This is a genomic window from uncultured Nonlabens sp., from assembly GCF_947495285.1.
Lineage (GTDB): Bacteria > Bacteroidota > Bacteroidia > Flavobacteriales > Flavobacteriaceae > Nonlabens.
In genome coordinates this window covers 15,753-27,602 of record NZ_CANLXZ010000030.1, presented here as the reverse complement: position 1 = coordinate 27,602, position 11,850 = coordinate 15,753, and the positions used below count along the sequence as shown (strand labels likewise).

Genomic DNA, 11,850 nt, shown 5'->3' with positions numbered 1-11,850 from the left:
CACCATTAATTATGATGTTAATTTTTAGTTTCTTTAACCAGAACTTTACACCTTAATCAATTATTTTAGCCTAAAATCTATTTCATGAAGTATGCTCTTATTCTTTTTACCTTTTTGGCCGTTAATCAATGTAATAAAAAAGTAGAAGAAACTCACTTAATAAATGGGACTGCTCCTGGAGTAGCAAACGGTATGCGTGTTTACATGAATGCACTGGATGAAAATGGCAGTTCTATTCCTGTGGACACAAACATTGTTATGAATGAGAAATTCTTCTTTAAGAAAAAAGAAGATTTAGAAACAGAACAAATTAGGTTTTTAACTATAGATGGTAGTAAAGGAAATATTGTTATCTTAATTAAAAATGAGAATATTCAAGTAAACATAAAGAAGGATTCTCTTTTTGCTAGTAAAATTATAGGCACCGCATCTAACAAAGCCTTACAAGATTTTAAATCTAAACAAGCAAGTTATACCGTAAAAGCAAGATCTTTTAATAAACAAAGATCTACAGCTAGGAGAAGTCAGGATGTAGAATCTATGACTATCGTTAATAATAAATGGATGGCTGCAGAGTTAGATTTTAAATCCTACTCTACAAATTTAATAACCACTAATAATAAGAGTATCGTTGCTCCTATAATTTTAGGTGAGTTACTTAAAAGTAAATTAATAAATGCTGAAGATGCTCGCAAATTTTACAACACATTTGACCCAAGTATCCAAAATTCATTGATGGCTACTAGAATTGATGTGTTTTTAAGAAAAGAAGAGTCTGTTGCCATAGGAGCAAAAGCTCCCGACTTTGAAGGAGTAAATCCAGAAGGTAAAGTTATTAAACTTAATGAAGTATTAGGAAAAGTTACTTTGATTGATTTCTGGGCATCCTGGTGTGGACCCTGTAGACGTGAAAACCCTAATGTGGTGGCAGCTTATAACAAATACCATAAAAAAGGCTTTAATATCATAAGTGTATCACTAGATCGTAAAGGTGGTCATAAGGCATGGAAAGCTGCTATTATTAAAGATAAAATGGACTGGAACCACGTTTCTAGATTGCAGTATTTTGGACCGATAGCACAATTATATAATGTAAATGCTATTCCTTCTACCTTTTTATTAGATAAAAATGGAGTCATTATTGCTACTAATCTAAGAGGACAGCAATTACAAGATAAACTTGAAGAGCTTTTAAATTAAGAGAATATAGGTGTCTAACGGTTCCCTGTAAATCGCATTAAAATAAACAATACAATTATCGCGGCTAGTAAACCTATCGCGGTAATAGTGTTAGTATACACTACATCAAAATTATAAATTAAGGTAAGTATAAAACCGGCTACTGCACCACCGAAATGAGCATCGTGCCCTATATTATCGTTTAATTTTTTCATTCCATAAAAGGAGTAGATTAAGTACCCTATTCCAAAAACGTAACCTGGCACAAAATATATAGTCATTCCTGGGTCTAGTAAGATACTGCTATAAATAATCCCAGAGACTGCACCACTAGCACCTAATGCGCTGTAATGAAATTCATCTTTATGGATAAGGTAACTCAAGAAATTACCACCCAATAGACTGACTAGATAGATAATGAGGTATTTTACATCTCCTAGAACATCTACTACCCCACCAGAAAAGAAAAACAACGTCAACATATTAAAAAAAAGATGGCCTTGATCTGCATGAAGAAAACCACTCGTAAAAAAGCGCCATTTCTCACCTCTTTCTATACCTGCGATATTAAAAAGATATTTACTTCTAAAATTAAAATCTTGAAAACCTTTAAAGCTTATAATTAAATTAGAAGCTATTACACCTATAGTGACTATATCTAGATCGTACATGGATAAATTTATAAGATACAAGATAGTATATTTGTTTAAAATTTGTTGATGCAAGCCCTAGCTTTTTATTTGATATATCCCTTCTTGTGGGTCATTTCTAGATTACCTTTTTCTATAGTGTATTTGATAAGTGATTTTTTCTACTTTATCACTTATTATATCATAGGCTACCGCAAAGATGTTATAAGAAATAATTTAAAAATTGCTTTTCCTGAAAAGGATGATAAAGAGATAACTCTATTAGTAAAAAAAAGCACCCAACACTTTTGCGACATTTTTATAGAGATGATAAAATCTATGGGAATGAGTAAAAAATCTATGAAAAAGAGGTTTACTTGTAGTAATCCAGAAATGGTTAACGCTTTCGCAAAAGCGAAACAACCCATAATCGCAATGTTCGGACATCAAGCTAGTTATGAATGGACTATGGTTCTAGATGATGTGCTGGACTATAAGGTTTATGCGGTATATAAGCCACTTAAAAATAAAAAGTTTAATAATCTCATAGTTAGCATAAGAAAAAAGTTTAATAGTGAAATGGTAGCGATGAAACAAGCTACTACGCTTATGAGTAAATCTATAGAAAATGAAGCTGCACTATTTGCCTTAGTTGCAGACCAATCTCCCAAAGCTGGACGTGCGCAATATTTTACTAATTTCTTTAATAAACCTAGTGCTGTTTTTAAAGGTGCAGAGCGCATTGCTAGAGAGCACGGCACTGCAGTGGTGTTTCTTAAAATAATGAAAGTAAAACGCGGTTATTATGAGACCGAATTTGTCACCGTTTCAGAAAATGGATCAGAAACAAAGGACTGGGAAATTACCGATAAATTTTTCCAGTTGCTTGAAGAACAAATCATCAAGCAACCAGAATATTATTTATGGTCTCATAAGAGATGGAAATCTACTCTTGAGAATACTAAGAATGATGTAATGCTATCTCCTCTAATTCAGCAATAAAACGATTTGCTAGATCATCTGCTGTTTTTTGAGATGGTGCTTCTGTATAGATGCGTATAATAGGCTCTGTATTTGATTTTCTCATGTGTACCCACTGGTTTGCAAAATCTATTTTTATACCATCTATACTGGTCACATCTTCGCTCTTGTATTGAGTATGAATATCTTCTAGAATAGCGTCTACGGGCATACCTTTTACTAGCTGTACTTTTTTCTTACTCATAAAATAAGATGGGTAACTGGCTCTTAATTCACTTACTTTCATTTTCTTTTCTGTAAGTAATGATAAAAACATAGCAACACCTACTAGTGCATCGCGACCATAATGAGAATCTGGATAGATAATACCACCATTACCTTCTCCACCTATAACAGCATCTTTATCTTTCATTTTTTGTACAACGTTCACCTCTCCTACTGCAGCTGCATAATAGGTACCACCGTGCTTTTCTGTCACATCTCTTAATGCTCTAGAAGAAGACAGGTTAGAAACCGTATTACCCTTAGTATGTCCTAGAATATAATCTGCACAAGCTACTAGCGTGTACTCTTCACCGAACATTTCTCCATTCTCATCCACAAATGCTAGTCTATCCACATCTGGATCTACGGTAATACCAAAGTGTGCGTTATGTGTCTTTACCGCTTTGCATAGATCTCCTAAGTGTTCTTTAAGAGGCTCTGGATTATGAGGAAAATGACCTGTAGGATCGCAGTATAATTCTACTACTTCTACTCCTAGTGCTCTACAAAGTGCAGGGATAGCAATACCACCTGTACTGTTTACACCATCTACAACAACTTTAAAACCAGCTGCTTTTACTGCCTCTATTTGTGTAACTGGCATGTCGAGCACCATTTTAATATGTCTGTCGATGTAATCTTTTATAACTTTTACGGTTCCTAGATCATCAACTTCAACATAATTGAAATCCTCTCTCTCGGCAGAATCTAGTATTTTCTGTCCTTCAGCACCGTTTAAGAATTCTCCTTTATTATTTAATAATTTTAAAGCATTCCATTGTTTAGGGTTATGACTTGCTGTTAAAATAATACCACCGTCGGCATTTTCATTAGGTACAGCCAGTTCTACGGTAGGTGTAGTACTTAAACCTAAATCAATAATATGGCATCCCATACCTATTAAGGTATTTTGTACCAGTGACTGTATCATCGCACCACTTATTCTAGCGTCTCTACCTATTACAACTTTAGGGGCTGATTTTCCAGAATTTTCTTTGATCCATATGGCATATGCACTAGCAAATTTTACAGCATCTAGTGGTGTAAGATTATCGCCCGGCGCACCACCTATGGTACCACGTATTCCTGATATAGATTTTATAAGAGTCATTGTTTATTACTTTACATTTACCACAAAAGTAATCTTTATAAAAAGCAATCCCAATTAAGACTATGAATTATCTGGCTCACATATATTTATCAAAAGAAGACAAAGAGTTAAGAATAGGGAATTTTATAGCAGACTCAGTCAGAGGTAAGGATTTTAGTATGTTTCCTGATCGTGTGGCACAAGGCATTATTTTACATAGGCATATTGACACTTTTACGGACACACATCCTATTGTGCGTAAAAGTAAGGATTTAATAAGAGGAGAATATGGACACTGGAGCAGTGTTATAATAGATATTTATTACGATCATTTTCTAGCTGCAAACTGGTCCGATTTTCATGAGCAGGCCCTAGAAGACTATGTGCAAGAATTCTATAAAGACTTGCACCTTCATTATAGTATATTACCTAATAAAGTACAGAATTTCTTACCTCACATGGTAGAACAAAACTGGATTCATAGTTATGCAACTGTAGATGGTATTTCTCGAATTCTATATCAAATGAATAATAGAACAAAAGGAAGAAGTAAAATGAATTTTGCTCCTATAGATTTAGTAAAGCATTACAATGAACTAGAGCGACATTTCAGAGCCTTTTTTGAAGATCTAGAGTTTCATGTAAAGCAGCGTTTGTTAGAATTATAATAAAAAAAATATGGCGTCAGTCATGCAATTCTCCTACCATAACCCTTATTAATAAAGCATAAGGAACAAATTGAAGGTCTATGTATTAAACTTAATAATGATCATGCATGTAAAGCTTATTGAATAAAAATATAATGCCTAGACGGTTTTAATGAAAAGTAGTCAGAAATATACATTAGAAACATTAATTCATATTTACCTATTTTACAACTGGAAAAAAATAGGAGGCTAAACTAAGTAGAGTTTACGATTTACAAAAGGAAAAAAACAGTAATAGCAGTCGTTGAATTAACGACTTATTATAAAGTAAACAGAGTTTACTGTAATAAGCAAACGCCCATCCACTAGATGTTCTTCAATATACTATAAGAACAAAGAATCATTTTCCTAACCATAGAAACAAGCATAGACTGTTTACCATTTTTGAATTTAATTCTGTTGTGGATCTATGCTTCCATGATAGAAGTAATACCTAATTTAAAAAGAAAACCATTCTCAGTAGCATTGAAAATGGTCGTTCTAGTTAAAAAATATGAATAGTAGACTAAGTAAGGTCAATTTTTAAAAGTTTCAAACGTCATGTTCTTGTATTTAGTAACGCTCAATGCTTTAGAAAAGCTAAGTAAAAAATGGATAGTCTCTTTTCTAGGTCCTGTCGGTTTCACAGGTTCTGGGAATGATTCATTGTAAAGTTTTGGCATGTGCTAGTAAGTTTATTTTTGAATTAAACGCACTTTTCAAAACAATATTATAAGAAATGAATAGAAAAAGAGATTTATTTTGTTAATACGATATTATGCTTATCTATCACTTTACGTAAATTGATCAACGCATATCGCATTCTTCCTAAAGCTGTGTTGATACTAACGCCTGTAGATGCCGCTATTTCTTTGAATGACATCTCTTTAAAAATACGCATAATGAGTACTTCTTTTTGATCTTCTGGCAGTTCTTCTACCAGACGTTTTACATCCTCATGTACCTGACTAGTTATCATCTCAAACTCCATACTTTCTTCTCCATCACTTATCACATCAAAAATATCAAAATCATTGCGAGATTGAAATTTAGGCATGCGCTTAACACGACGGAAATGGTCGATGACTAGGTTATGCGCGATACGCATTACCCAAGGAAGAAATTTACCTTCTTCATTATACTTTCCCTTTTTAAGGGTAAGTATTACTTTAATAAAAGTATCTTGAAATATGTCCTCCGTAATGTCACGATCCATTACTTTAGAAAAAATAAAACTGTAGATTCTTTGCTTATGACGTGCGATAAGGATTTCTAATCCCTTTTCATTACCTTCTATGTACTGAGTTACTAACGCAGCATCTTTTACATTTTCTAATTTCATAATATAACAACTTAGGTGATCTCAGATAAAGCCTTGATCAGAATTTTTAAAGTAATGTTATAGTATAGGCAGTCTATTTAGAATTTATTTACGGTCTAAATATACCAACTTTTATTCCACAAATACAAAAGTGATATCAATTTTTAACATATTTATTACAATAAACGATTTTTTGAAGGACTAAGTCCCTATTATCTTTGTACCTATGCCAGAAACAAAATTGTTTGCCGATATAGACCAGTTAAGCCCCAAAGAGAATATTCTTATTAAAGGCGCACAACTACACAATCTAAAAGATTTAGACGCTGTTATCCCTAGAAATAAACTCGTTGTTATAACCGGTTTATCTGGTAGTGGTAAATCCTCCCTTGCTTTTGACACCCTATATGCAGAAGGTCAACGTCGCTATGTAGAAAGTCTTTCCTCTTATGCAAGACAGTTTTTGGGGCGTTTAAATAAACCCAAAGTAGAATATATTAAAGGTATTGCACCTGCCATTGCTATAGAGCAAAAAGTAAATTCTACTAACCCTAGGTCTACCGTAGGAACTACTACAGAGATTTATGATTATTTAAAATTATTATTTGCTCGTATAGGGCGCACCTACTCACCTATCTCTGGCGACGAGGTGAAAAAGGATACCGTAACAGACGTTGTAAATTATGTAAAACAACAGCACGAAGGGTCTAAACTGTTATTAACTACCAGACTTATAGTTAAAGGTAAACGAGATATCGCTGCACAACTGCAGGTTCTCTTACAACAAGGTTTTACACGTATAAAAATAAACGATAGCGTCCATAGAATAGACGAAGAAAATTTAACTTATTCTGAAAAAGACGAAGTAAAAATAGTCATAGACCGTATTATCGTGCGAGATAATGAAGATTTTTATAATCGACTGGCAGATGCTATTGATACCGCTTTCTTTGAAGGAAAAGGAGTTGCTTTTATAGAACATATGGACGGCAGTAAAGTGCGTGAGTTCACTAATAAATTTGAACTGGATGGCATAGAATTTCTAGAACCTAATCCGCATTTATTTAGTTTTAATAATCCTTATGGTGCTTGCCCTAGATGTGAAGGTTATGGAGACGTAATAGGCATAGACGCAGACCTGGTTATTCCTAACACAGCACTATCTATATATGAACAAGCCGTTTTCCCATGGCGTGGTGATAGCATGTCTTATTATAACAACCAGCTTATAAACAGCGCTAGCAAGTTTGACTTTCCTATTCACCGACCATGGTTTGAACTTACTGAAAAGCAAAAAAAACTGGTTTGGGATGGTAACAAGTACTTTGAAGGTATTCATTCCTTTTTTGAAGAACTAGAAGCAAAAGCTTATAAGATACAGAATCGTGTCATGTTATCTCGATATCGTGGTAAAACTAAGTGTAGCAACTGTAATGGCGCTAGATTAAGAAAAGAAGCGGACTATGTAAAAATAGCCGACACTACCATAACAGATCTAGTAACGTTACCTATTAAAGAGTTGGTCTTATTCTTTAAAGAATTAAAATTAAACGATCACGATAAACAAATTGCAAAACGTTTACTTATCGAAATCAATAACAGACTTGCTTTTTTATCTGATGTAGGACTAGATTATTTAACCCTTAATCGTAAATCTAACAGCCTTTCTGGTGGAGAATCACAACGTATAAATCTAGCGACATCTTTAGGTAGTAGTCTGGTAGGTAGTATGTATATTCTGGATGAACCTAGCATAGGACTGCATCCACGAGATACAAATCGTTTAATTAAAGTACTCAAGAATTTACGTGATTTAGGAAATACGGTCATTGTCGTGGAGCATGATGAAGAAATCATGCAAGCCGCAGACCAGATTATAGATATAGGTCCAGAGGCTGGTACGCATGGTGGTGAGGTGGTTGCTGCAGGGACACTAGATGAGATCTTAAAATCTGATAGTCTTACTGCACAATATTTGAATGGATCTATGGAGATTCCGCTTCCGCGAAAGCGAAGAACGAACAAATATTATATAGATATAAAAGGTGCGAGACAGAATAATCTACAGAATATAGATGTACGTTTCCCATTAGGTGTTTTAACTATGGTAACCGGTGTTTCTGGTAGTGGAAAATCTACTCTAGTAAAACAAATTCTATATCCAGCTATCTTAAAAAAATTAGGTGGTTATGGAACTAAAGCTGGACAATTTACAGAGATATCCGGTAAGTTTGAAAATGTTAAAACAGTTGAGTTTATAGATCAAAACCCTATAGGTCGCAGCTCTAGATCTAACCCTGTAACCTACATTAAAGCTTATGACGACATACGTAATCTATTTGCAAATGAAAAAGTTGCAAAAATAAGAAACTATAAGGCAAAACATTTTTCTTTTAATGTAGATGGCGGTAGATGTGAGACTTGTAAAGGAGATGGCGAGGTAACCATCGAGATGCAATTCATGGCAGACGTTACTCTTAAATGTGAAACCTGTAATGGTAAACGTTTTAAGAAAGAGATTCTAGAAGTAAAATTTTACGATAAAAATATAGACGATGTTCTCAACTTAACTATTAACGATGCGATAGCGTTTTTTAATACAAACAAAGAAGCAAAAATCACAAGAAAACTACAACCTTTACAAGACGTAGGATTAGGGTATGTAACTCTAGGACAAAGCTCTTCTACTCTATCTGGTGGAGAGGCGCAACGTATTAAACTAGCTAGTTTTCTAGTAAAAGGAACCACGTCAGATAAAACGCTTTTCATATTTGACGAGCCTACTACTGGACTTCATTTCCACGATATTAATAAATTATTAGACAGTTTTAATGCATTAATAGAAAAAGGACATTCTGTAATCGTGATAGAACACAACATGGATCTAGTAAAATGTGCTGATTATGTAATTGATTTAGGCCCGCAAGGTGGAAAACTAGGTGGTAAGTTAGTCGCTGCAGGAACTCCAGAAGAAGTTGCAAAGGTTAAAAACAGTTATACAGCTCCTTATCTGGCAGAAAAATTACAATAACCTAAACTCGGGCGTTGTGTAGATATGTGCCCTACATTCAGACTCGAAGTATTCTATTTATTAAGTACGACTTCTAACCATCTTTTCATGAGAAAACCTAATATAAGATTGCGTCGTAAAGCGACACCTAAGTCTAGAAACAACGTGTTCCAGCCGCCTGGAACTATTTCTTATGTAGGAGAAGATAGATCTGGTAAGGTGACTGCCGAGACTATCCTATATGATGAGATCCATTTTTCTAAGCAAGATGGTATATTCTTAGATCAATTAAAGGAAAAACGCGTTAACTGGTTTAATGTAGATGGCGTCCATGATATCTCCATACTAGAAAAGATAGGTAATAAATTTAATTTGCATCACTTATTACTTGAGGACATAGCAAATACCACGCAACGTCCTAAAACCGAGTTTTATGAAAATTATATATACCAATGTATTAAGATGATTTCTTATGATTCAGAAAATCATGAACTTAATGAAGAACAAGTAAGCTTAATTCTTACTGAAGATGCCGTTATAACTTTTCAAGAAAAGACAGGAGATGTATTTGAAAACATTAGAGACCGTATAGAGGGCAATCGTGGTCGTATACGATCGGTTAAAAGCGATTATTTATTCTACGCTCTTATAGATAGTATTATAGACCACTACTTCATAGCTATAGAAGAAATAGGAGATTATTTAGATCTGCTAGAAGATGAAGTTTTTGATAACCCACAAAAAGATTCTCTAAATAAAGCTCAGAAAAATAAGAGAATGTTACTTCAATTGCGTCGCGCTATTTTTCCTTTAAGAGAATCTATATCTAGATTGCTCAAAGAAGATAGTACACTTATTGAGTCTAAAACACATGCCTATTTTCAAGATGCTTATGATCATTGCATACAAATTATAGAAACGGTAGAATCCTACAGAGAAATAAATGCTGGGTTGCGCGATATGTATCTATCTAGCGTAAGTCATAAGATGAATCAAATCATGCAGGTTCTTACCATCATGTCTTCTATATTTATACCTCTTACTTTTCTAGCGGGAATATATGGAATGAATCTACCTCATATGCCAGAAATGGGATGGGAAAATTCATACACCTATTTCTGGATTGCGTGTGGAGCCATATTCTTCTCGCTGCTAGGCTTTTTTAAATGGAAAAAATGGCTGTAGCATTACTATAATATCTGTAAAAAGGCTTCCTTTAAGGAGAGATATAGATATTCTATGATTATTGAATAAGAAGTTATAACCAGATAAAGTACAAAAATATTTTAACGTCTTCTCTATTCTTACTAGCACAAGTTATGAAAATAAAATAGTGAAAACTCCCTTTATTGAGTTATTAAAAAATTTCTCCTAGCTTATTCATTTTACTAAAAAAAAGAAAATAGAAAATGAATAAAAAACTAGCCATGAAGAAAAACGAGACTGCTTCTAGTCTCTTTAAAAGAAAAGAAAAGAGGATATTTTTTTAGATAATAGAGTGACTTATGAATCAAATTTTTATTCATTTATAAACTCAAAAAAGTTATTTACATGACAGAAGTAACTGACACCTACAACCTAGATAGATTTATATATCCTCAATAAAACATGAAACTGCCAAAAGAGCCGAATTTTAATACAAAAAAATTATTAGAAGAAATGTCACTAGCTATTTGAGTATCATGTTAGAGTAGCTTAGACTGTCCATTTATAGCATTTTTAGACGATGAAGAACCTGTTATTTAAATCGAATGTGATAATAAGTGCAAAAGGTTAAATAATATCATCATTATTAATAATTAAACACCAGTAATTTTAAGAATATGATAACAACCAAAAGAAAATATTATGCAAGCATAACAGTTTGGCACGTGTATTGCTTAATTAGTTACGAAGGTTATTAATAATTTTCAAAAAGTTTTTTGGTTGGTTAGTAAGAACTCCTGAGTCATCATCTCGATGACTCGGGATTCTTCATTTTATGACCATTTCTAAATTACTCTCGTGTAGAGTAGAATCCATAAGTAATACCATTTAAATAATAATTACTTTTGATTTATGAAGCAAACAATAACCATAGTCCTACTTTTATTATTAATAAGCTGTAAAACAGATTCAGAAAAAACTGTTATAGAAAAAACAGTGAAAACTGAAGAAGTAAAAAAAGAACTGATTTTTCCAGATGACTTTTTAGGCAAGTATAAAGGTAACCTAATAAACACAACTAGTAAAGGATTAGAAAACATCCCTATGGAATTTCATTTACTTGCTACCACGGACAGTTTACGATATGATTATAAAATATTTTACGGTAAAGAAAGAGAAGAAAGAGCGTACACGCTTATACAGACAGGTAACAAAAATATTTATGAGCTAGACGAGAATAATGGAATTTTTCTACCTGTTGCACAGTCCCGTAATACATTATTCAGCACCTATGAAGTGGCTGGTAACCTGATTAACAATAGCGAGGTTTTTTATAAAGACCGTATGGACTTTATGATAACCATGTCCAGTCTAGAAAACAAAGAGGAAACTGGAGAATCTGCAGGTTATAAAGTAAACAGTTATCCTATTTTAGTAATGCAACAAGCTACACTGTATAAAATTAAAGAGTATTAAGTTATGTTACAAATTAAGCATAAAAAAAGTCCTGTTTACACAGGACTTTTTTTTATAAATATAATCTG

Annotated in this window: 10 protein-coding genes; 6 read left to right on the top strand and 4 right to left on the bottom strand. The window is 33.3% G+C overall.

What is annotated here, in order from left to right:
- The first annotated feature begins 84 nt into the window (after positions 1 to 84).
- A complete protein-coding gene (locus Q0838_RS11765) occupies positions 85 to 1,200 on the top strand; it encodes a TlpA disulfide reductase family protein (protein WP_298955260.1) in 1,116 nt (371 codons plus the stop codon).
- Between the two features lie 14 nt (positions 1,201 to 1,214).
- Here the strand turns inward: Q0838_RS11765 and Q0838_RS11760 are convergent, their stop codons facing one another.
- Entirely contained in the window at positions 1,215 to 1,850 is a 636-nt protein-coding gene (locus Q0838_RS11760) for a rhomboid family intramembrane serine protease (protein ID WP_298955257.1), read from the bottom strand.
- A 48-nt stretch (positions 1,851 to 1,898) separates the two neighbouring features.
- On the opposite strand from Q0838_RS11760, the gene Q0838_RS11755 reads away from it, so the two are divergent.
- Entirely contained in the window at positions 1,899 to 2,810 is a 912-nt protein-coding gene (locus Q0838_RS11755) for a lysophospholipid acyltransferase family protein (protein ID WP_298955253.1), read from the top strand.
- On the opposite strand, the gene glmM is transcribed toward Q0838_RS11755, so the two are convergent.
- The gene (gene glmM, locus Q0838_RS11750; RefSeq protein WP_298955251.1) at positions 2,770 to 4,164 is read right to left on the bottom strand and encodes a phosphoglucosamine mutase; all 1,395 of its coding nucleotides are present in this window, start codon (positions 4,162 to 4,164) and stop codon (positions 2,770 to 2,772) included. The genes Q0838_RS11755 and glmM overlap by 41 nt on opposite strands.
- Positions 4,165 to 4,226: 62 nt before the next feature.
- On the opposite strand from glmM, the gene Q0838_RS11745 reads away from it, so the two are divergent.
- Positions 4,227 to 4,811, top strand: a complete 585-nt coding sequence (locus tag Q0838_RS11745; protein WP_298955248.1) for an acyl carrier protein phosphodiesterase — start codon at positions 4,227 to 4,229, stop codon at positions 4,809 to 4,811.
- A 554-nt stretch (positions 4,812 to 5,365) separates the two neighbouring features.
- On the opposite strand, the gene Q0838_RS11740 is transcribed toward Q0838_RS11745, so the two are convergent.
- Together Q0838_RS11740 and Q0838_RS11735 are read right to left on the bottom strand one after the other, a co-directional pair.
- Positions 5,366 to 5,512: a hypothetical protein gene (locus tag Q0838_RS11740; protein ID WP_298955244.1), complete on the bottom strand. Its 147-nt coding sequence runs from the start codon at positions 5,510 to 5,512 to the stop codon at positions 5,366 to 5,368.
- Between the two features lie 74 nt (positions 5,513 to 5,586).
- Entirely contained in the window at positions 5,587 to 6,171 is a 585-nt protein-coding gene (locus Q0838_RS11735; RefSeq protein ID WP_298955241.1) for a sigma-70 family RNA polymerase sigma factor, read from the bottom strand.
- A gap of 205 nt (positions 6,172 to 6,376) precedes the next feature.
- Here Q0838_RS11735 and uvrA point away from each other — a divergent pair, with 205 nt between their 5' ends.
- The 3 genes from uvrA (at position 6,377) to Q0838_RS11720 (ending at position 11,782) form a co-directional block, all read left to right on the top strand.
- Positions 6,377 to 9,181: an excinuclease ABC subunit UvrA gene (gene uvrA / locus Q0838_RS11730; protein ID WP_298955238.1), complete on the top strand. Its 2,805-nt coding sequence runs from the start codon at positions 6,377 to 6,379 to the stop codon at positions 9,179 to 9,181.
- An 87-nt stretch (positions 9,182 to 9,268) separates the two neighbouring features.
- Positions 9,269 to 10,345: a magnesium/cobalt transporter CorA gene (gene corA / locus Q0838_RS11725; RefSeq protein WP_298955235.1), complete on the top strand. Its 1,077-nt coding sequence runs from the start codon at positions 9,269 to 9,271 to the stop codon at positions 10,343 to 10,345.
- A gap of 873 nt (positions 10,346 to 11,218) precedes the next feature.
- A complete protein-coding gene (locus tag Q0838_RS11720) occupies positions 11,219 to 11,782 on the top strand; it encodes a hypothetical protein (RefSeq protein ID WP_298955233.1) in 564 nt (187 codons plus the stop codon).
- Positions 11,783 to 11,850 lie beyond the last annotated feature (68 nt).